Origin of the sequence: Psychromonas arctica, assembly GCF_036697365.1 — a bacterium.
Lineage (GTDB): Bacteria > Pseudomonadota > Gammaproteobacteria > Enterobacterales > Psychromonadaceae > Psychromonas > Psychromonas arctica_A.
On the sequence record NZ_JBAHZA010000016.1, the window covers coordinates 22,325 to 43,796 of the forward strand.

Annotated in this window: 17 protein-coding genes; 5 read left to right on the forward strand and 12 right to left on the reverse strand. The window is 35.5% G+C overall.

Annotation, left to right across the window (positions count from 1 at the left end; translation table 11 throughout):
• Positions 1 to 29 precede the first annotated feature (29 nt).
• Complete coding sequence (locus tag V5290_RS14865) at positions 30 to 917, forward strand: LysR family transcriptional regulator (RefSeq protein WP_333387452.1); 888 nt, start codon at positions 30 to 32, stop codon at positions 915 to 917.
• Here V5290_RS14865 and rmuC read toward each other — a convergent pair.
• The gene (rmuC, locus tag V5290_RS14870) at positions 906 to 2,294 is read right to left on the reverse strand and encodes a DNA recombination protein RmuC (protein WP_333387455.1); all 1,389 of its coding nucleotides are present in this window, start codon (positions 2,292 to 2,294) and stop codon (positions 906 to 908) included. The two genes, V5290_RS14865 and rmuC, sit on opposite strands and share 12 nt — an antisense overlap.
• A gap of 1 nt (position 2,295) precedes the next feature.
• Positions 2,296 to 2,547 carry a hypothetical protein gene (locus tag V5290_RS14875; protein WP_333387459.1) on the reverse strand — a complete coding sequence of 84 codons (252 nt, stop codon included), beginning with the start codon at positions 2,545 to 2,547 and terminating at the stop codon, positions 2,296 to 2,298.
• Between the two features lie 275 nt (positions 2,548 to 2,822).
• Here V5290_RS14875 and glmS point away from each other — a divergent pair, with 275 nt between their 5' ends.
• Positions 2,823 to 4,655, forward strand: coding sequence for a glutamine--fructose-6-phosphate transaminase (isomerizing) (glmS, locus tag V5290_RS14880; RefSeq protein WP_333387462.1), 1,833 nt, complete (start codon positions 2,823 to 2,825; stop codon positions 4,653 to 4,655).
• 177 nt (positions 4,656 to 4,832) lie between these two features.
• On the opposite strand, the gene V5290_RS14885 is transcribed toward glmS, so the two are convergent.
• The 6 genes from V5290_RS14885 to V5290_RS14910 form a co-directional block, all read right to left on the reverse strand.
• Positions 4,833 to 8,573, reverse strand: coding sequence for a leucine-rich repeat domain-containing protein (locus V5290_RS14885; RefSeq protein ID WP_333387465.1), 3,741 nt, complete (start codon positions 8,571 to 8,573; stop codon positions 4,833 to 4,835).
• A gap of 80 nt (positions 8,574 to 8,653) precedes the next feature.
• Positions 8,654 to 9,937, reverse strand: a complete 1,284-nt coding sequence (locus V5290_RS14890) for a leucine-rich repeat domain-containing protein (protein ID WP_333387468.1) — start codon at positions 9,935 to 9,937, stop codon at positions 8,654 to 8,656.
• Between the two features lie 493 nt (positions 9,938 to 10,430).
• Positions 10,431 to 10,841 carry a hypothetical protein gene (locus tag V5290_RS14895; protein ID WP_333387471.1) on the reverse strand — a complete coding sequence of 137 codons (411 nt, stop codon included), beginning with the start codon at positions 10,839 to 10,841 and terminating at the stop codon, positions 10,431 to 10,433.
• A 97-nt stretch (positions 10,842 to 10,938) separates the two neighbouring features.
• On the reverse strand, positions 10,939 to 11,298 hold the full coding sequence (locus V5290_RS14900; RefSeq protein WP_333387473.1) for a hypothetical protein: 360 nt from the start codon (positions 11,296 to 11,298) through the stop codon (positions 10,939 to 10,941).
• A 207-nt stretch (positions 11,299 to 11,505) separates the two neighbouring features.
• Complete coding sequence (locus V5290_RS14905) at positions 11,506 to 11,808, reverse strand: hypothetical protein (RefSeq protein WP_333387476.1); 303 nt, start codon at positions 11,806 to 11,808, stop codon at positions 11,506 to 11,508.
• Between the two features lie 404 nt (positions 11,809 to 12,212).
• Entirely contained in the window at positions 12,213 to 13,469 is a 1,257-nt protein-coding gene (locus V5290_RS14910) for an adenylosuccinate synthase (protein ID WP_333387479.1), read from the reverse strand.
• Between the two features lie 132 nt (positions 13,470 to 13,601).
• On the opposite strand from V5290_RS14910, the gene V5290_RS14915 reads away from it, so the two are divergent.
• Positions 13,602 to 14,477: a LysR family transcriptional regulator gene (locus tag V5290_RS14915; RefSeq protein WP_333387482.1), complete on the forward strand. Its 876-nt coding sequence runs from the start codon at positions 13,602 to 13,604 to the stop codon at positions 14,475 to 14,477.
• Between the two features lie 67 nt (positions 14,478 to 14,544).
• Here the strand turns inward: V5290_RS14915 and V5290_RS14920 are convergent, their stop codons facing one another.
• The 3 genes from V5290_RS14920 to V5290_RS14930 all read right to left on the reverse strand — a co-directional run bounded on the left by V5290_RS14920 (position 14,545) and on the right by V5290_RS14930 (position 17,858).
• Complete coding sequence (locus V5290_RS14920; protein ID WP_333387484.1) at positions 14,545 to 15,456, reverse strand: sensor domain-containing diguanylate cyclase; 912 nt, start codon at positions 15,454 to 15,456, stop codon at positions 14,545 to 14,547.
• A 51-nt stretch (positions 15,457 to 15,507) separates the two neighbouring features.
• On the reverse strand, positions 15,508 to 15,792 hold the full coding sequence (locus tag V5290_RS14925; RefSeq protein WP_333387487.1) for an excalibur calcium-binding domain-containing protein: 285 nt from the start codon (positions 15,790 to 15,792) through the stop codon (positions 15,508 to 15,510).
• 182 nt (positions 15,793 to 15,974) lie between these two features.
• Positions 15,975 to 17,858 carry a putative bifunctional diguanylate cyclase/phosphodiesterase gene (locus V5290_RS14930; protein ID WP_333387490.1) on the reverse strand — a complete coding sequence of 628 codons (1,884 nt, stop codon included), beginning with the start codon at positions 17,856 to 17,858 and terminating at the stop codon, positions 15,975 to 15,977.
• 320 nt (positions 17,859 to 18,178) lie between these two features.
• Here V5290_RS14930 and msrA point away from each other — a divergent pair, with 320 nt between their 5' ends.
• Positions 18,179 to 18,772: a peptide-methionine (S)-S-oxide reductase MsrA gene (gene msrA / locus V5290_RS14935; protein WP_333387493.1), complete on the forward strand. Its 594-nt coding sequence runs from the start codon at positions 18,179 to 18,181 to the stop codon at positions 18,770 to 18,772.
• A gap of 546 nt (positions 18,773 to 19,318) precedes the next feature.
• Complete coding sequence (locus V5290_RS14940) at positions 19,319 to 20,122, forward strand: MetQ/NlpA family ABC transporter substrate-binding protein (protein ID WP_333387495.1); 804 nt, start codon at positions 19,319 to 19,321, stop codon at positions 20,120 to 20,122.
• Positions 20,123 to 20,204: 82 nt separating this feature from the next.
• Here the strand turns inward: V5290_RS14940 and V5290_RS14945 are convergent, their stop codons facing one another.
• Positions 20,205 to 21,443 (reverse strand): L-lactate MFS transporter, encoded by a 1,239-nt coding sequence (locus V5290_RS14945; RefSeq protein WP_333387498.1) that lies wholly within the window; start codon positions 21,441 to 21,443, stop codon positions 20,205 to 20,207.
• Between the last annotated feature and the right edge of the window lie 29 nt (positions 21,444 to 21,472).

Here is a 21,472-nt window from a genome sequence, read left to right on the forward strand (position 1 = left end):
AGACCCAGCACTAGCAACAAAGGTAAATGATGATTAATCAAAAGCATTTAAATACATTTATAACTTTAGCGGAAACTCGTCATTTCACTCAAACTGCAGAGCGTCTATTTATGACGCAACCCGGTGTGACACAACATATCAAAAAGCTAGAGAAACATTTTAATACCTTGCTGCTAGAGCGTTATGGAAAACAATTTGAATTAACCTTGGCGGGTGAAAAACTCTACCAAACAGCATTGGCTATGCGCGACTTAGAAGCGCAGTTAAATGAGCAAATTAACCATGATGAAATGACCAAGGGAATTTGCTCAATAGCCTGTTCTGGGGCATTAGCTAACCAGTTGTACCCTCACTTTGTTCACCAACAGACTATTTATCCTGAATTGAGCGTATTTGTTGAAGCTGCACCGAATAAAAATATTATTGCTGACTTACTAAGTAATAAAGTGGATTTAGGCATTGTGACGATTGAAAGTTCACACGAGCAACTTAAGCAAACCTTAGTGGGTGTTGAAGAGTTACAGCTTGTATTGCCAGCAAGTGTGGATCTTGGCGATACATGTCGTTTTGATGATTTGAATAAAATCGGTTTTATTAACCATCCTGATGGGCTACATTTCGCTGAAAAAGTATTATCGGCTAATTTTAAAGCCGATTATAAAGGTCCAAACAGTTTGGCGATTAAAGGTTATGTTAATCAACTGCAACAGATTCTACTACCGGTAGCAAAAGGCGTTGGTTTCACTGTATTAGCTAAAAGTACCGTTGAACAATTCCCTGAGCAAGCATCATTACAGGTATTACCATTACAGTACGTTATTCAAGACTCTTTATATTTGACGCAGAAACGTTATCGTCAGTTACCTATGCGTTATCAATGGTTTGAAGAGACAATTAAGACCCTGTTAAGAGAGTGAGTTGCTATCATTATCAGCATGATGTGTAGTATCACTTAATTGATTATTTTCAGCTGTTAATTTATCCGCAATAGGGCGCTTAATGGGCACTCCAAGTCCTTTTAACTGTTCTGCTTGCTGAATCACATTACCACGACCATCACTGAGTTGTTTTAAAGCACTTTGATAGGTTTTCTGGGCTTTATCAAGCTGAGAACCAACTTCTAAAAAGTTATCGCTGAATAGACGTAATTTATCGTAAAGCTTACTTGCTTGTTGTGCGATTAATTGGCCATTCTTCTCTTGGCGTTCAAAGCGCCATAGGTTTTCGATAGTGCGCAGAGCAATCATTAAGTTACTTGGGCTAGCCAATAGAATATTATTATCTAAGGCAAGTTGCACTAGACTCGGATCGTGCTCCAAAGCCACAATAAAAGCAGGCTCAACGGCGACAAACAGCAACACATAGTCCAAAGTATTCGCACCAATTAAGTCTTGGTAATCTTTTTTCCCCAAGCCTTTAATATGCTGTCTGATTGATAAACAATGCGCATCAATTGCTTGTTTCTGCTCACCTACATCTTGGCTATTAAAGTAACGCTCATAAGCCACTAAAGACACTTTCGAGTCGATAATGATATTGCGACTTTGCGGCAAGTTAACAATGACATCAGGTAAAAAACGTTGTCCTTTACTGTCTTTTAAATTGACCTGAGTTTGGTATTCATGCCCTTCACGGAGACCGGAGTTTTCCAAGATACGTTGTAAAACTACTTCTCCCCAATTACCTTGCTGCTTGTTATCGCCTTTCAAGGCATTTGTTAGATTCTGTGTTTCCTGGTGCATTAAGCTATTCAAGTTTGCGAGTTGGTCAATTTCACGTTTTAAATTAAAACGTTCTTTACTTTCATTGATATAACAGTCACTGACTTGTTTTTTAAAGCCTTCCAATTGTGAACTTAATGGATCCAGTAGCTGTTTAATTGATTGCTCATTTAATTGCTTAAATTGCGTCGATTTATCATTAAAAATACGTTGCGATAACACTTCAAATTGTTGGCTTAGCTTTGCTTCAGTGGCTTGTTGATCACGTAAACGTTGTTCTCCAGCTTGTAAGCGGATGTCCGATTCTCTTAATCGCGTTGTCAGCTTGTTTGCTTGCATCTGCAAACTTTCATTATGTAGTGATAAATCTCGGGCTTTATCTTCTAGTATTTGGTTTTGCTGCTCTTGGTGTGCTAAGTGCTGTTCGGTGAGCTTTAAGGTGAGATGTTGTTCTGCCAGTTGGTTTTTAACATTTGTTAGTCTATTGAATACCAATAACAGTAATACGACAAAAATAATGCTTAATATAGCTAATACTGCAAAACTATTGTCGGTCAATAACGCTACAGACATACTAGTATTCCATTTTTTTCAAAGCACTGATCACATGAGGGTTAAGTCTATTCCAGCACAGTAAAAATGTCAGATAAATACCGATAATACCCCACTTATGTACATTCTTACCTTGGTCTAAATCAGAAAAAACAAAAGGGCCATAATAGGCATCTATTATCTCTACATAAATCGCCATAATAATAGGCAAAATCAACACTGTTAATAATTTCCAAACAAGAGATAAAGCTTTGGTGAGTGGATGATTGAGCATGAGAATTCCAACTGAGAATAAATGAACTGTAACTTTAAACAGTAATTTTATAGAAGTGAATAGATAAGTGTAAAAATAGCGATGTTTAAGCGATATCAATAACAAGCATACACGCATAATCTTGCGCTTTTTTACTGGTTATTTTTGTTTTTACGCATATTTGTTTGTGTTTTCTTTTTTATTTGCATGTTTTAGCTGTTTTTATGATGATCTTTTATAATAAATACACTAAAGTATGCGTTAATTAATTTTTAACTAATCATCTGGGGAAGTATATGTGCGGTATCGTTGGTGCAATTGCGCAAAGAGAAGTATCTGAAATCTTAATCGAAGGTCTAAAAAAATTAGAGTATCGTGGTTACGACTCTGCGGGTGTTGCCGTTGTTGATAGCGAAGGTAAACTAACTCGTGTACGCCGTTTAGGTAAAGTACAAGCATTAGCTGATGCAGTTGATGAAATGCAGGCTATGGGCGGTACTGGTATTGCACATACTCGTTGGGCAACACACGGCGAACCTTCAGAAGCGAATGCACATCCTCATGTTTCTGCGAATATTTCTATTGTACATAACGGTATTATTGAAAATCATGAACCGCTGCGCACACTATTACAAGAACGTGGTTACATCTTCAACTCTCAAACTGATACAGAAGTGATTGCACATTTAGTGGAGTGGGAACTAAGAAGCTCATCATCACTTCGTGAAGCGGTACAAAAGACCGTTCCGCAATTAGAAGGGGCTTATGGCATGGTTGCGCTAGATAGTCGTGACCCATCGCGTTTAGTCGTTGCTCGCTCAGGTAGCCCATTAGTTATTGGACACGGTATCGGTGAAAACTTCCTAGCATCTGATCAGTTAGCACTATTAAATGTGACACGCCGTTTCACTTATCTTGAAGAAGGTGATGTAGCAGAAATTACCCGTCGTGAAGTGTCTATCTTTGATTTAAAAGGTAATGCCATTGAACGTGAAATGGTTGAATCTAACGTTGAACACGATGCTGGTAGTAAAGGTAAATATCGTCACTTCATGCAAAAAGAAATTTTTGAACAGCCAAGCGCGCTAATTAGTGCATTAGAAGGTCGTATTAATGATGACAGCATTGTTGTTGAAAGTATTGGCAATGGTGCAAAAGAAATACTAGCAAAAGTACAGCATGTGCAAATTATCGCTTGTGGTACATCATACAATTCAGGTATGGCTGCACGTTACTGGTTTGAGTCTGTTGCTGGCGTTAGTTGTGATGTCGAAATCGCATCAGAATTCCGATACCGTGACTTTGTTGTTCGTCCAAACAGCTTACTATTAACACTTTCTCAATCGGGTGAAACCGCAGATACCTTAGCCGCATTACGTTTGGCAAAAGAGAAAGGTTACATGTCAGCAATGTCTATTTGTAATGTCTCTGGTTCTTCACTAGTACGTGAGTCAGACCTAGCCTTTATGACGCGAGCAGGCACTGAGATAGGCGTAGCATCAACTAAAGCCTTTACTACGCAATTGGCGGCGATGCTTATTTTAGTCACGGCCATTGGTAAAGAGCAGGGCACAGTCGATGCTCAAAAAGAAGCGGATATCGTACGCGCTTTACATTCATTGCCTACACAAGTTGAAAAAGCGCTAGCATTTGATAAAGAGATAGAAGCTTTAGCGTCTGACTTTGCTGATAAACACCATACATTATTCCTAGGGCGTGGAGAATACTACCCGATTGCTATGGAAGCGGCGTTAAAACTAAAAGAGATCTCTTATATTCACGCAGAAGCTTATGCAGCAGGTGAGTTAAAACATGGTCCATTGGCACTTGTTGATGCAGATATGCCAGTCGTCGTGGTTGCACCGAATAACGACTTATTAGAGAAACTAAAATCTAACGTTGAAGAAGTACGTGCACGTGGCGGTTTACTCTACGTATTTGCCGATGAAAATTCTGGTTTTGAAGCGTGTGACGGAATGAAAATTATTTCACTACCACATGTTGACCCAATCATTGCGCCGATTTTCCACACCGTACCAATGCAGTTGTTGTCATACCACATTGCGTTAATCAAAGGCACTGACGTAGACCAACCACGTAACCTAGCCAAGGCTGTTACGGTTGAGTAAATTTTAAAGGATAAACCTTTATAAAGTGAATTAAAAAAACCGACGAAAGTCGGTTTTTTGTTTTGTCCGATTTAATACAGCAATTTATTAAATCGATATAAAGTGAGTTAATAATTTAAAATGTAAAAGAATTCAATAAGTTTAAAAAATACATATTGAGCTCTTAATTTCATTTGCTTAGTCATAAGTGTAAATGTTAGATGCTATATCAAAAGCATTTTTATGAATATCTTTTAATGATTCATAAAAAATAATACTAGGTCTGTTATTTTCAATAAACGCGCCATTTTCAATACTGTTAACAGAGTTCGCAATAGCAACATTTTTTAAACCACTGCGAATAAATGCCAATTTACCTATTTTAGTTACCGGCACTCCATCAAAGTTATCCGGTATCATTATATTTTGATATGTGGCTTTGTACGATGTAATCGTTCCAGTACTTTTATCAAAAATTACATCTTTTAACGTTAGTTTAGCCCCAATTAAATCAGTCTCAGCCAAGTCAATTGACTTAGGAATAGTGATCATATTTATCAAATTATCAAAAAATGCAGCATTACCAATTGAAAGCATTGAGTCCGGTAACTCAACGTGAGTTATTTTATTATGTGCAAAAGCTAACTCACCTATTGTAGAGACTGAGTCGGGAATATTAAGATTTGTCAAATCGTTCCCAGCAAATGCCTGATCACCAATAGATTTAAGTGTTTCTGGAATATCAATATGAGTTAAATTATTATTAAAAAATGCATTATTTTTAATATCTTTTACATAATGAGGAAGAATAACATTTGTTAATTCATTATCTTTAAATACATTTTCATTGATAGTCATTATTGAGTTAGGAATCGTAACACTCGATAATTTATTATTTTCAAAGGCACCATATTCTATCGTCATTATTGAATCAGGTAGATTTAAATTTGTTAGCATGTTTTTAGAAAAAGCATTCGCACCAATAGTTGTCACTGAATTTGGTATATTTACACTAACTAAGGCATTAGAAGAAAAGGCATGCTTCTTAATATGAGCTATGGAGTTAGAAATAATGACATCTGTAAGCGTATTAGCCGCAAATGCATATTTACCAATCGTTTTCACGGAATTAGGAATAACAAGATTAACCAGCATATTATTAGAGAATGCGAAATCACCAATAGTAATAACAGAATTAGGAATAGTTATTTTCGTTAACTCATTATTATCAAATGCCCCTCTATTAATAGTTTTCACAGAAGACGGGATTATTATGTTTGTTAAGCTGTTATTACTGAATGCTAATTCACCGATAGTGGTCACCGAATTAGGAATAACAACATTGGTTAAACCTATTTCCTGAAATGCTGAATCATCAATACTTGTAACTGAAATACCATCAAAGTTATCAGGGATAATAATTTTTTTATAATGAGAAGTATAATTTGTAATGGTGCCAGTATCTTTATTAAAATCAACATCATCAAGCGTTAATGTTACAACCTTACTGCCATCTAAGTTCGTATTTTTTACGTCAGCATCAAATGCATTTTTTCCTATGACACTTACAGAACTCGGAATATTAATACTACGTAAAGAATTATTAAAAAATGCCTCCTTCTTAATCTCTACCACCGAGTTAGGAATAATAAGTTTACTTAAAGCATTATTCTTAAATGCTTGTACACCAATGCTAGTAACTGAATTCGGGATATTAATACTTGTTAATTTATTATTTGAAAAAGCGAGTTCCCCAATGCTAATAACAGAATCTGGAATATCAACAGTCGTTAACGCATTATCAGAAAATGCGTTTTTACCAATACTTGTTATAGAGCTTGGAATTATTACGTTGGTTAACTGATTATCGGAAAAAACTGACCAATTAACTTCAGACAATGATTTAGGAATGATTACGCTTGTTAATGCATTTTTAGCAAATGCTGAAGCTCCAATATAGGTTACAGAAGTGGGAATATTAATACTCGTTAATGCATTTTCAGAAAATGCATAATAACCAATTTCAGTTACTGATGAGGGGATATTAATACTCGTTAATAAATTATTAGAAAAAGCATTTCCTTCAATTTTAATAACAGAATTAGGGATTGAAACCTGCGATAACATATTCTTTTTAAATACACTGTCTTCTATTGCTTTTAACGAACTAGAAATAACAATATTACTTAATGTATTGTAAGAAAAGGCCCCATAACCAAGCGAAGTAACTGAATTTGGAATGATAACACTAGTTAATTCATTATTAGAAAATGCATTATTACCAATTTTTTCAACTGAATCAGGTATATTTACACTTATCAGGTTATTAGAAAAAAATGCTGCTTGACCTATATTTTTTACTGCATCAGGAATACTCACAGTAACTAAATTATTATTTCGAAAGGTAGAATCAGCAATATCACTCACTAAATATGGAATAACAACTGTTGTTAAGTTGTTGTAAGCGAATGCTTGTATTCCAATAGAAGTAACTGAATTTGGAATAGTAATTTTTGCTAATGTGTTATAACTAAATGCATTTTCGCCGATCTTAGTAATGTTATTAGGAAGGGTAACTTGAGTTAAGTTATTTTTATAAAATAAACCATCTGGAATTTTTGTAATTGAGTTTGGAATAGTTACCTGGGTTAACTGATTATATGCAAATGCGCTATCGCCTATAGTTTTGACTGAATTAGGAATATTAGCTTTAGTTATTGCATTAAATGCAAATGCGCCATCACTTATCGTTGTTACTGAGTCAGGAATGGTGATGCTAGTTAATGAGTTGCTATAAAATAAATCAGATTCAATATTGCTAATTGAGTTTGGAATAACAACACTTGTTAATGCATTTTCGAAAAAAGCTTGAGGTCCAATAGTCGTTACTGATTCAGGAATGATAACTTTTTTTAATGCATTTTTAGCGAATGCAGCGTCTCCAATACTAATAACAGAATTGGGAATGATTAGGCTTGTTAATTCGTTCTCTAAAAATGCTTGATCTCCAATCTTAATTACTGAATTGGGAATGATAACGCTTGTTATCGCATTTCCAGAAAATACTGCATTTTCAATTGTAGTTAATGAATTTGAAAGAGTAACTTTAGTTAAATTATTATTCGTGAATGCATTTGCCCCTATCATAGTCACAGAATTAGGAATTTTTAAGCTCTCTAAATGATTCTGATAAAAAGCTTGTTCTCCTATTTTAGTCACTGAATCAGAAATAAGAACACTCGCTAGTGCATTATGAGAAAATGCTCCCGCTTTGATTTCCGAAACTGAATCTGGAATTTCAACATTGACTAATGCATTTTTGAAAAAAGCTAATCTCCCAATTGTTTTAACTGAATCTGGAATATTAAGCTTCATTAATGCATTAGAAGCAAATGCTTCATCTCCTATACTGATAACAGAATCAGGTATAGTTATATTTTTTAAGGTGTTTTCAGAAAATACACCACGTTCAATTTTGGTTATTGAATCAGGAATCACAGCATGTGTTAGCGCATTACTGAAAAAAGCTTTATATCCTATCGACTCTACCGAATCAGGTATAATAATTGTTGTTAACAGATTGTCAGAAAAAGCTTCATATCCAATAGTTTTAATGGTGTTGGGCAAAATAACACTCGCCAAACCCGCGCGATTAAATACACGATCTCCAATTGCTGTCACAGCAACACCATCTAAACTATTCGGAATAATAATATTCTCGTAAACATCATTATATTCGACGATCGTGCCTGTCTCTTTATCAAAATAAACATCATCCAATGTCAACATAACACCTTCAGTGTTATCTGATTGAAAACTGACACAACCAAACAACATAAACATAATTAATAAAGATAAAGCAATACTTTTTAAGTTCATAACAGACCTGTTAATTAAATGAATAGTGAAAAATTTATTACCCAATTCTTCGCTATTCATTTAGTCACCTACAATGTTTAAGTCATAGGTGACCAAAAATAAAGAAAGAGGAATTGAAGAAGGTTAAAGTATAAAAATAATTAATCTCTTATTATTTCTATAGGTTCATGAGAAAGGTTTTGAAATGTATATTTCCCGAACAATAAGACTGATTCAGGAATAACAACACGAGTTAATTTATTACCCCTAAATGCATCTTCACCGATAGAAATGACAGAGTCAGGAATGGTTAGATTTGTTAAGGCATTTATTTCAAATGCAGATTTACCAATAACAATCGCAGAACCGGACGGTATTGTTAAATCCGTTAATGGATTCTTAAAAAATGCTGATTCCCCAACTCTAGTTACAGAAGCTGGGATAGTAATGCTTGTTAAAGCATTGTTAGCAAACACGTAACTTTCAAGATTAGTTAACGTGTTAGGAAGAAGAATACTGGTTAAAGCATTATTCTTAAATGCTGAGTTACCAATAATACTGACAGAATTAGGGATAGTTGCCTTTACTAATGTATTTTCAGCAAAAGCGTACTCATTAATAGTCGTCACTGAATTAGGAATAACAACTGTAGTTAGATTTTTCCCACGAAATGCAGACTCACCGATCGATGTAATAGGAGTCCCTTCAAAATTATCCGGTATAACAATATCGGTATACTCTGCTTTATAACTTAAAATCTTCCCTTGTTTTTTATTGAACTCGACATCCTTCAACGATAATTCCACACCAGGACCATAAGTAATCACGGAGTGATCAAATGCCCATTTATCAACTGTGGGATCGGGTAGGAAAACACTATGCATAGATGCCCCAGAAAAAGCACCTTCACCAATAACAGTTACCGAATCAGGGATAATAACATTTGTTATAGTACCTGAAGCAAATGCATATCTTTTAATTTCTTTCACTGAATTTGGAATAATAACACTAGTGAAATGATTACCACTAAATGCAGCAACCCCTATCGTAGTAATTGAATCTGAAAGTTCAACTGACTCTAATGGGTTGTTGGAAAATGAAGAAAACCCGATAGTAATCACAGATGAAGGGATAACGAGATTTGTTAAAAAATTTGAGTCAAAAGCACTCTTATCAATTAACGTGACAGTATTAGGAATGACAACACTCGTTAAGCCATTTTTATAAAAAGCTTTGGGAGCAATAGTTGTTACAGGAGCTCCTTCAAAATTATCCGGTATAATGATGTCTTTATACTTGGGAGTGTAATCAAGAATCGTACCCGTTTCTTTATCAAATTGAACATCCGCAAGGGTTAATGTAACAGCTTTAGGATCTCCAATATGCGAACAGCTTGCTAATAAAAAAGTGGATATAAAAAAAGAAATAATAGTTTTAAATTTCATAACATCTCTATTTGAAATAGATAAAGTGAGGTATTCCTACGCTCATTTAAAAAATGTACATACTAGCATTGGGATATCACTAAAACAATTTTGTTTTGACTATTTTTATATGTAAATTATATGTGGGAGTGAAAAAATTCTCGCCACATTTTGAATCACCTTACTTTTTGTTTCCCAAGTAATGACAGAATTATGTTTTTGGATTAAATCATTAAATATTTAAGTCTTATTTGATAATTAGTTAGTGATGAGTCGTTAATCAATGCACCGAAAGTGCTAGTAGCCAAAATAACCAATAATGATGTCATTTCCATTGAAATCATTTAGCAAAAGAATTGATTTTTATTATTTTTTATTGGCTGTTAAAAGTAGTGCTAAAATAGATGAATAAAACAAGATTGAATCGTTCTATGATAATGTTCGAAGACTATCTTAAAGACTATATTTAAAAACCGCAGTTACCCAGAATTATTTACAGGGTCTCTTTAAGGTTTTATCGATGACTCTCAATTTCACTTCGTTCTACTGTTACTTGGGATTGCTTGTCAGAGCCAATAATTAAAGATGTATCTGTCCACCTAATTTTTCCCCAGAGAGAGTATGCTTCTTCTTTAGAGCTTACGTTCCCTAGTGCAATTGATTCAAAGTGATTTTCATTCCCTATATGTACTTTGCAGTTCACTTTAAAAATAGTACCTTCTTTTTTTAACGTAATAACTGCCACATAAAACCCTTTCCCATACTTCCATTTAGGGCTTCTGCTGATTGATATAATATTCTCTAGTTGATAACTCACAGGAGTTTGGAATGCAAAACTAATAGATTTGTAGGCTAGCATTAAAGATATAGTGGTTAATAAAATAACAATCATTAACAAAAAAGCACTGATTTTTTTATAATTCATAGTTTCATTTTTTAGTTCATATAGCGAATCGTAGAGTTCATTAAGTTAACGTTAAATGATTTTTAATTTGTTTTTTATAGACTTTTTTTGGTTCTCTTTAATTTATACCAAGATTATATAAGGCTACGATAACATAAACGCCTAATAACATAGCCCAAAGACGAGCTATTGCATGTTTAATTTTAAGTTTAGGAGATGAGGCACACAACCACACAGAGCGAATAGTGAAAACATTAAATAGGATTATAAGTGAAATAGTAATTAAGTTGTTTAATGGAATAATATTGAAATTAATATAACCATTAGCTTTTAATGAGAGTACCGCAGCCACGAGAATAAAAGATAAAATAAACACACAGATTATTCCGATAAAACTTAAACAAACAGCTTGCCAAAGCTTAATATCACCATTCCATGCACGACATAAAAAGCTTTGATTACTTACATTCTCCACCAAAATACTCCTTAAACCTAATATCATTGTCGAGTTAAACTACTTTTTATGTGATCAGTTGTCGTCACTATTAACTTCATCAAAATTGTTATATACATCTTATCTAGTGCAAGCCACATGGGTGATCACCTAGGTTTGTAATAATGCCAAAAAATTCTCTTCTGATATCTTTCTGTTAAACGTCCTCACATATAATATCTAACTATCGGTTCATGGGAAATATAACCAGAAGATAGCACTAAAAATAAAAAATGGTATTAATGGAAATAAAGCAAACCAATAAATGTAGTTATTAGGATGTTTGTTATAAATTACAATCGTGATCAATATTCCTAACAATGATAATAAAGGAACAGATAGGGCACTATAAACCGCCCAGTCTAAAACTGGTAAGTCAGCACTTCTCGGTTCATCCCCTCCTAGCATCCACAACATAAAAGCAGTTATTCCGGAAAATAGCCCTCCAAGAATAAACTGAATACAGCAAACAAGTATTACCCAATTTAAACGCACAAACGCATCCTTTCATTGAAAAAATATAACACCGTGTTAAACGGACTAACATTGCGGATTGTAATATGTGGCGAAACGAAACCTAATTCGCTGTTTTAGTTCAGTTTAAATGAATCTTTATATGCGTACTAATAAACAAAATCCAAAGCTAATTAATATTTTTTAGCATTGTATATTATACATTTAATAATACATTTTGGTGAAATGTAAGCAAATTGAGCATTTTCAGTGTTTATATGTTTAATAGTATTCAAGCATTAAAAAACCGCTGAAAGTTGGTTATTTTATTGAAAGCCATTAACCTGTCTTCATGCTACGCGTGGGAATGTCGATTGGCCAGAATAGGTCGCAGAGATAAAGCATATGTATTCCCACGGAGGGCCGTGGGAACGATAACAAAACGATTATCGAATGATCATTTGCTCGCGCTCTGGGCCGACAGAGACCATGCTTACCGGTACGCCCATTAGTTCTTCAATGCGAGTTACGTAGTTTTGTGCTGCGGTCGGTAAGCTTTCAAAGGTGCGGCAACCGCTGATATCTTCACTCCAGCTTTGCATTTGTTCATAAACAGGCGTTAATGATGCTGTTTGTGGCCAAATTGGGTTTTCTGGATGCTGTCCTTCGTAGGCAACACAGATTTTTAAGTCTGCCATCCCTGATAAACAGTCGATTTTAGTTAAAGCAATTTCAGTGGCTGCTTGTAACTCAACACCGTTACGTGTTGCTACTGCATCAAAGAATCCCATATCACGTGGGCGACCTGTTACTGCACCGTATTCATTAGCACTTTCACGGAAGTTATCTTGATGCTCCATGGCTGTTACTAATGTGCCTGTACCTACTGATGAGCTGAATGATTTTGCGACAGCAACAACACGTTCAGGGTATAGGGCAGGTAAACCGCTACCGATACCCGCATAAGCGGCCGTCACATTCGATGATGTTGTCCAAGGGTATTCACCGTAGACTAAGTCTCTGCCCGCACCTAGTTGCGCTTCAAATACTAGGTTAGCCTTTTCTTTTTGTAACGCTTTTAGTGGCTCTGTGACGTTGCAAATGAATTGACGCCAAGGCGCAGTCACTTCTAATAGCCAGTTAGTCATCTCTTCTGCTGTTTGATTAAACTCATGATCAGGGTACAGCGCTTTTAATTGAGGTAGTTTCCAGTCTAGTAGGAATTGAATACGTTGTTGTAGTACTTCAGGTTGTTTTAACCAACCCACTAGAATGCCTTTTTTCATCACGCGGTCACCGTAAGCTGGTGCGATACCTTGTCTTGTTGAACCGTAGGCTGCATCACCAAGACGTTGCTCTTCTAGCGTGTCTTCTAAAGCGTGTAACGGTAAACATAGCGTTGCACGGTCTGAGATAGATAGCTTTACATCAATATTTGCTTGTTTAACTTCATTGATTTCTTCAGTTAATGCAGAAGGGCTGATCACCATTCCTGGGCCAAGTACCGCTAAGCAGTCAGGGTTAAAGATACCACTTGGTAATTGGTGTAATTTGAAGGTGCCGAAGTCATTTACTACTGTATGGCCAGCGTTATTGCCGCCTTGGAAACGAATACTTGCGCTTGCATCTTCTGCTAAAAAGTCAACGATACGACCTTTACCTTCGTCGCCCCAGTTTGCGCCTACAACCACTATTGATGTCATGCTTTACCCCTTGAATGATGAAAAGGGTATGCTACATAATCAATGTTAATATGATAAATTAATAATAGTTATTACTTTAATAAGTAATTCATATGATTTGTTGTGTGTTAAGTTGAATGAGGACGTGATCTTATGCTTGATATTAATTGGTTAAAAACCTTTGTAACTTTAGCGGAGTTACAACACTTTGGTAAATCGGCTATCGCGCTACATATGACACAACCTAATGTTAGTTTGCATTTAAAACAGTTAGAGAAAGTGACTCGCACTAAGTTGATAGAACGCAGCCCATTTCGGTTAACACAAGCTGGACAGCGTTTATTGAAAAGCAGTCAAAAAACCTTGCAGGAATTGAAGGTTTGCCAAGCAGATATTAATGCTTTGAATGAGCTTCACCAAGGAACATTGACCATTGCTGCTAGTGACATTATTTCTAGAGCTTTGCTGATTGAACCTTTTCAATTATTTAAACAAGAGTATCCAAATATCGATCTTGCTTTATTTAATACTACTTCTTCACAAGCTTCATCATTAGTGAAAAGTGCAGATGCTGAGTTAGGCTTTGTGATTGCTCAAAAAGAGAGTTTACCCTTACATTTTAGTGAGTTAAAAGCCGTACATTGGTGTGCGGTCGGTCATCAACTGTCTTTAGTACAAGGTGAGGTGGTACAAAAAGACAGCAAGGAGCTGCCTACTTTAATCTTACTTGGCCATGATACAAGAACTCGTGATTTGATTGATCTTGCCTTACCTACTTTAAACTTACCTGGTTTTCGGGTAATGGAAGTGGGTAGTGTAGATGCACAAATAGATTGGGCTGAAGCAGGCTTTGGTACGGCTATTGTGCCTGACTTTTCTATTTATAATAGAGAGCATTTAAAAGCGGAGGTGGTGACTCTTCTCGATTTCCCTTGTACTAGTCTGGGTTATGTTGTGCGCAAAAACCAAGTGTTATCTAAGGCGGTTAAACATCTTTTACGATTAGTGAGTAAACAGATTACTATTTAAAAGGAAGACTTTTCTTGAGTGAGGTTGGTCATACTCAATATCTATATAAGTGATTAGACTTAAAAGTCTAACTTTCTAATCGATCCCGACCATTTGCTTTAGCTTTATAGAGCATCTTATCTGCTTGATAGATCAATAATTTCTCTTGCTCTTCAAAGTTAGGCTGTATGGTGGCTAATCCAATACTAGCGGTTAAGTATGATTGAATAGGGGAGTTTGGATTTGTGATATCCAGATGAGCTATCTCTTCTAGTAAGCTGCCTAGCAGTGTTTGTGCATCAGTAAGTGAAGTATTACCTAATACAATGGCAAACTCTTCGCCTCCATAACGGGCACAGATATCGCTAGAACGATTAACAAATTGCTTCAACAGTTGAGCTATCTGTATTAAGCATTGGTCACCGTGTTGATGGCCATATGTATCGTTGAGTAACTTAAAATGATCTAAGTCGATAATAGCCAGGCTAATTGGCAACTCTAGTCTGAGGCATCTTCGCCACTCTGCATTTAAGAACTCATCAAAATAGCGACGATTGGCAATATTAGTAAGGCCGTCAATTCTGGCTAAATTCCTTACTTTTTCTTCAGCAAGTTTGCGTTCTGTAATGTTGTGATGGGAAATAACAAAGTAATTATCTTGTTCGAATGAAAGGGGAGTTACACGCATCATAAACCATCGGTTTTGTTGCGGGCTATGGCAGGGGTATTCGAAATAAAAGCTGTCATGACTTTTATCAATCACGCTCCTAATACCTTGTGCCACTTTTGGGCCAAAATCACCATCAATATCACTTGCGTTATCACAGGCTTCAATATAATTGATGTTTTTCCAGTTTTCTGTAATTAAGCAGCCATTGCGTGTAGCAAATGCAGTCCAACTTTTATTGACATATTGAATGGCTCCTGTGTTATCAATAACTGTTATATGGTCTGTTATTGAATCAAGTATTGAGCTTAAAAATCCTTTAACATCTTTCATATGTTTACTCGCTACTTTGTATTTTTCATCCTAAAAAATAATGGTTAATACTCAATTACACCATTGGCGCTCACAGGGAACTCCATCATGGTTACCGTCCATTTTAGTATTTGGGCAGTGCTTAATAAAGTACGTTGCTTCTTCACATGAATGCATTTCACTACAATACTGACGCCCGTCACATGAATATTGTTGATAGTTTTTAAAGTCACTTAATTTTTCAGTGCTATTTAGCGCTTCAATATCCGCATTAGTGATAACTGGCACATTGTATTGTTGATAAATTTGTTTTGCTGCTAGCCCAATTAATATTATAAACAATAATTTTTTAATCATATTTTAAGCTACCTTTATTTTGAATAAGCGTAGCCTACCTACATAATGTATTGCTGTCATTATGTTATTTTGACTTTATTTTGTTTTGTTGATTATTGTCAATTGGTCAGTTTTGAATCTTGTTAACTTTGGTATATCAGGTAAATACTGTCGTTAATTTTATGTGATGGGCTACAGTACTTTTACTGACTATATTTTTTAAAAATATCAATATCTTTGGCAATTGAAGGCGCCTGAAATAAGTAGCCTTGTGCAAAATCACATTGTTGACGACGTAGGATCTCTAGTGACTCAGAGGTTTCTACACCTTCAGCGACAATTTTCATATCCAGTTGTTTGCCCATGGCAATAATAGTAGAGGCAATGGTGTCATAGTTGGTAACGAAGCTCTTATCTATTTTTAGGATATCAAAGGGTAGGTTTCTTAAGTTACTAAGGCATGAATAACCTGTACCAAAGTCATCCATTAATAACCTTACGCCCATTTCAGACAGCTCATTTAGTGTTTTTAAGAAGTTTTCATTTTCAGTGATGATCATACTTTCTGTTATTTCAAGATCCAGGCAATGATGTGGGATTTCAAATTCAGTGATTACATTTTGTACAAGCTTAGAAAAGTTAGGGTCAAATAACTGATAAGGCGAGACATTAACTGCTACATGTAGGTTTTTAGCGCCACTATCACGCCAAGCTTTATTTTGCTTACAGGCAATTCTTAATACCCATTCACCTATTTCTACCATTTGTCCTGAATATTCTGCTATAGGTACAAAAACTTCTGGTGAAACCACTGTTTCTTGGTCTAGTTGCCAGCGTAATAGTGCTTCTGTTCCCTCTGTGGCAAAAGTATTTAAGTCAACAACAGGTTGATACATGACTTGTAACTGGCCTTTATCTAGTGCGTAGCGTAATTTTGATTCATGGGATAGTCGACGAGTGTGTTTTTGGCTAAAGCTATTTTTATAAAAGAGGTATTGGTTCTTTCCTTCTTTTTTGGCTTCATACATCGCAGTATCTGCATACTTTATTAAGTTCTCTGCGGTGTTCGCATTTGTTGGGTAGATTGAAATACCTACACTTCCAGTGACGTATAATTCTGTATTTCCCAAAAAGACGGGCTTTGAGATAGCTTGTACTAAGGATTCTGCTACGCGCTTTATGTCTTCAGCATTGGTGAAGTGACTGAGAGCAACAAACTCATCGCCTCCAAACCGGAACACAGAGTCATGAACTTGCATTGCTTCTGATAAACGGTCGCTGATTGTGATGAGTAACTTGTCACCCTGAGCATGACCACGGGTATCATTGATATCTTTGAAACGATCAAGGTCAATAAAGAAAACAGCTAATCTTTTTTGACCAGCTAAAGCAATGTATTGATTTATTTTTAGATCTAATGCATTTCGATTCGGTAGTTTAGTGAGTGCATCTCTATTTGCTTGTAAACGGTTTCGCTCTTCACTAACCATTAGTTCATTACTGGTTTTTTGCATTCTTTTTACTATTTTTAAAATTGCTTTTGCAATGGCGAATGCAACTAAGAAAAAAGCGATGGAGAGTGTGATAACTGCTGTTTGCGAGGTTGTTGTAATAAACGAAGTAAGTTTATCAACGGGCTTTATAAACTCAACAGAGTTAATTCTAAATTGAGTGTAACTGTCACTTAGGTGTTTTTTGATAGTATTTTTGTTGATTATACGCTCTTCGAATAACACGATGTTTTTTAATAGTTCATCGGCTACATCTATGTCATTTTTACATATTGTTACAATGCTTTGGGTGTTGGTTAATTCCATTAGCAAAAGGTCTAACTTTCCTGGTATTGCCACACAAGTTGTTGGTTGAGCTTTGATATTGTGAACAACTTCTTTGAGTATCGTTGTATCTGGAATACCACTTTTACTTTTACTAATCAGTTCATTAAGTTCTAAAACATAGTTAAAGTGCAGACTATTGAGTTGGTGAAATCGTGATACTTCTGAGACCTTTAAAGTACTAAGAGCTACAATAGTAGAAAAAAGAGTAATAAGAAGCATTAAAATAGTGAGTTGTTTATTTATTGTCATTATTTGCTTCTTTATCCATGCGTATTGTAATTCTAATTGATTGTTATCATTGGTTTTATTTAGGGTACGTTATTGACGGTTTAAGGTGATCATTAATCATTCATCAATATATATCTCTTTGAGTATAAACCGTTCCTCCTCCCATTCAAGTTTCAATGCACTATTTATTACTATCTTTTTGATAATTAATATATTTTGTCGTTGATCTTTAAATAACCTTATTACGTAATATTTTTTATAATTAATTTAATGATGCCTGAAATTTTTTTTGGAGTTGATGGGTCTTGTTATGAGAATGATGATTATAACGTGAGATATTTATGAAAAAACTAATTGGGTTGATAGTGTCAACATCGATACTTGGTTTTACTCCTCTAGCCAATGCTGACAAAGCCGTATTAGCTGGTGGTTGTTTTTGGTGTATGGAATCTGATTTCGAAAAACTACCGGGTGTTACTGATGTTGTATCTGGTTTCACTGGCGGGACAATAGAAAATCCTACTTATAATGGAAATCATCAAGGTCATTATGAAGCGGTAGAGATCACTTATGACCCAGAGCAAGTGAGTTATCAACAAATTTTGGACCATTATTGGGTGAATATTGATCCGTTCGACGCAAGAGGGCAGTTTTGCGATAAAGGCCATAGCTATTTAAGCGCTATTTTCGTTGCCAATGAACAAGAGCGGCAGTTAGCGGAAAAGTCTAAGCAAGTTGTTGTGGATGAATTTACCGATCAACAGGTGGTTACTCCAGTTCTTGATGCAAGTACTTTTTACCCTATTAAAGGCAATGAAAGTTACCATCAAGATTTTTATAAAAATAATCCAATTCGTTATAAAGCTTACCGTTGGAATTGCGGCAGAGATCAACGTTTACAAGAGATTTGGGGCGAAAGAGCAACCCATAGTTAGAATTTACATAGCAGGTGACTATCGGGTACCTACTAACGTTTATAAAGCAAGTGGCTAGTGTTAGCGGCTTGCTAAATTTATAAAGCAAGTGGCTAGTGTTAGCGACTTGCTAAATTTATAAAGCAAGTGACTAGTTTTAGGCGCTTGCTACGGTTTATAAAGCAAGTATCTATTTTGGTTACTTGCTAATGCTTATAACGCAAGTGACTAGTTCTAGCTGCTTGCTACGGTTTATAAAGCAAGTATCTACTTTGGTTACTTGCTAATGCTTATAACGCAAGTGACTAGTTCTAGCCGCTTGCTAGGACTTATAAGGCAGATAACTATGATCTAGTTATCTGCCAATGTTACTCCCTGATTAAACCTTCTTTGTTTTTCTTGTTATTATCATCTATCAAACTAGTTTATGTATTACCGTTTCGGTTATGCATTTATGTCATTAGCAACTGATAATTTATTCTTAAAATTCTACTTGTAGATTTAATGCTTCTCTGTATTATTCTGTTTAGATGTCTATACGGCTATTTGATTTTAAGGGAGTGAAATATGTTTAACAACAAATTAGTAAAGTTACTTTATGTCTTACCGTTAATCTTTGGATTAACAGCGTGCGGTGAAACAGAAAAAAGCGAAGTCATTAAAGTGGGGGCAACAGTAGGGCCGCATGCGGAAGTAGTAGAAGCCGTTGCTGAAGAAGCTGCAAAGCAAGGTTTGCAAGTAGAAGTGGTTATTTTTTCTGATTATATCACTCCTAATGCTGCATTAGCCGATGGTAGCCTAGACTTAAATAGTTATCAGCATTTACCATTTTTAAATAACTTTAATAGTAACAGTGAACAGAAAATCACTTCTATCGGTCATTCTATTTTGATGCGAATGGGGATTTACTCTAATAAATATAAATCAGTGACTGATTTACCAGATAATGCTCGTATCTCTATACCTAATGATCCAACAAACGGTGGTCGCGCATTATTGTTATTAGCCGATGCCGGAGTTATCACCTTAAAAGAAGGCGCTGATGCAAAAACAACGGTTTATGATGTTGTTGATAACCCTAAAAACGTTGAGTTTGTAGAAGTAGAAGCGGCACAATTACCACGTACGCTAGATGATGTTGACGCATCAGTTATTACTATGAATTACGTAATGTCTGCAGGGTTAAGCCCAAAAGAACAAGGTATTTACTTAGAAGCTAAAGATGCTGAGTTTGCAGTAATGAATATTGCTGCACGTGTACAAGATAAAGATAACGAAACTTATAAAAAGTTTGTTGAAATCTTTCAATCCGAAGCAACACGTCAATTCTTAGAGAAAACTTACAAAGGCACTATCGAAGCTGCTTTTTAATTAACTGCTTATATAAAATGAAAACACGGCTTGTTCTTTATAATAACAATCCGTGTTTTTATAAGTGATTTATCTCTATTAGCTACTGTATTGCTAGTCGTTGATTAGTGATTGATGATGGTTTGTAGCTTGGGTGTTTAATGATTAATGTTAAAATTAATGACACGATTAAAAAGCCCATGATCATATAGAATGTCGGGGTAAAGCCACCAAATACAGATGCTACAATTGACCCCATAATACTACCGATACCAAACCCCAGATAAATAACACCATAATTTTTAGTTAGATTATTTAAGCCAAAGAAGTCACTAATTAATGATGGGAATACAGTAATAGTGCCGCCAAAGCTAAATGCGATACAAGCAACAGCAAAATAAAAGATATTACTCGTAGGCACAGCAAACACTATAGCCGCAACACCTATAAAGCTCACCAAGACTGCAAAAGAGATCACTTTCATACGTTCTATTTTGTCTGATAATACGCCCAAAACTAATCGACCACTTAGGTTGGCAACTGCAATTACAGCGACTGAGGTAGCAGCTGAAGCAACTGAAAGGTGAATGTAGTTTTCACCAATATCTTTGGCCACACCAATAACATATAAGCCACTCATACATATTGATAGAAAGACTGTTGCTAACATCCAAAATTGAGAGGTTCTGATCGTTTGCGATAACGTGAATTCGCCTGATTTGACTTTTCTTGGTCGGTTATTGTTAGATGGGTTATTAACAACAGTTTGTTTAGGTGCATCAGTCATTAGTAGACCTCCACAAATAACCATCATCATTGCAATGATGCCCCACGCTGCAAATGCTTGTTCTAAACTAAAGTGAGTTAATAAATACATATTGATATATTTGAAGCCGAGGCTACCTAGGCCGTAAGCACCAATCGCACAAGCAGATGCAAGACCTTTATTTTTTGGGAAGAATTTTACACAGTTTGATAATGTCATAAGATAACCTGTACCATCTGCAAAACCTACCAATAGACCTGCACAGATATAAAGCATTAGTAAGTTAGAGGAGTGTGACACTAAGAATAGACTCGCACCTAATAACACACCGGCAGCAATGGTGACATTTCTGACACCAAAGCGTTCTTGTAGTTTACCTGAGATAGAAGAAGCAAAAGCAAGGGCTAAACTTAAAATACCAAAAGAGAATGCAACCTGGCTGATCGGCTCATTAATTTTATTGGCAAGCGGTGAGTTAAATAGGCTCCATGTATAAACGGAACCAAGGGCAAATTGCGCCATAACCGTCCCAATTAAAGTGAGCCACTTTTTCTGATTTGATGTAATAGTCTTCATGATGAACTCCAAAAATTTAATAAAATAAA

Coding starts and splice junctions, on each gene's coding strand:
- V5290_RS14865 (WP_333387452.1), top strand. CDS start 30: ATGATTAATCAAAAGCATTTAAATACATTTATAACTTTAGCGGAAACT.
- rmuC (WP_333387455.1), bottom strand. CDS start 2,294: ATGTCTGTAGCGTTATTGACCGACAATAGTTTTGCAGTATTAGCTATA.
- V5290_RS14875 (WP_333387459.1), bottom strand. CDS start 2,547: ATGCTCAATCATCCACTCACCAAAGCTTTATCTCTTGTTTGGAAATTA.
- glmS (WP_333387462.1), top strand. CDS start 2,823: ATGTGCGGTATCGTTGGTGCAATTGCGCAAAGAGAAGTATCTGAAATC.
- V5290_RS14885 (WP_333387465.1), bottom strand. CDS start 8,573: ATGAATAGCGAAGAATTGGGTAATAAATTTTTCACTATTCATTTAATT.
- V5290_RS14890 (WP_333387468.1), bottom strand. CDS start 9,937: ATGAAATTTAAAACTATTATTTCTTTTTTTATATCCACTTTTTTATTA.
- V5290_RS14895 (WP_333387471.1), bottom strand. CDS start 10,841: ATGAATTATAAAAAAATCAGTGCTTTTTTGTTAATGATTGTTATTTTA.
- V5290_RS14910 (WP_333387479.1), bottom strand. CDS start 13,469: ATGACATCAATAGTGGTTGTAGGCGCAAACTGGGGCGACGAAGGTAAA.
- V5290_RS14915 (WP_333387482.1), top strand. CDS start 13,602: ATGCTTGATATTAATTGGTTAAAAACCTTTGTAACTTTAGCGGAGTTA.
- V5290_RS14920 (WP_333387484.1), bottom strand. CDS start 15,456: ATGAAAGATGTTAAAGGATTTTTAAGCTCAATACTTGATTCAATAACA.
- V5290_RS14925 (WP_333387487.1), bottom strand. CDS start 15,792: ATGATTAAAAAATTATTGTTTATAATATTAATTGGGCTAGCAGCAAAA.
- V5290_RS14930 (WP_333387490.1), bottom strand. CDS start 17,858: ATGACAATAAATAAACAACTCACTATTTTAATGCTTCTTATTACTCTT.
- msrA (WP_333387493.1), top strand. CDS start 18,179: ATGAAAAAACTAATTGGGTTGATAGTGTCAACATCGATACTTGGTTTT.
- V5290_RS14940 (WP_333387495.1), top strand. CDS start 19,319: ATGTTTAACAACAAATTAGTAAAGTTACTTTATGTCTTACCGTTAATC.
- V5290_RS14945 (WP_333387498.1), bottom strand. CDS start 21,443: ATGAAGACTATTACATCAAATCAGAAAAAGTGGCTCACTTTAATTGGG.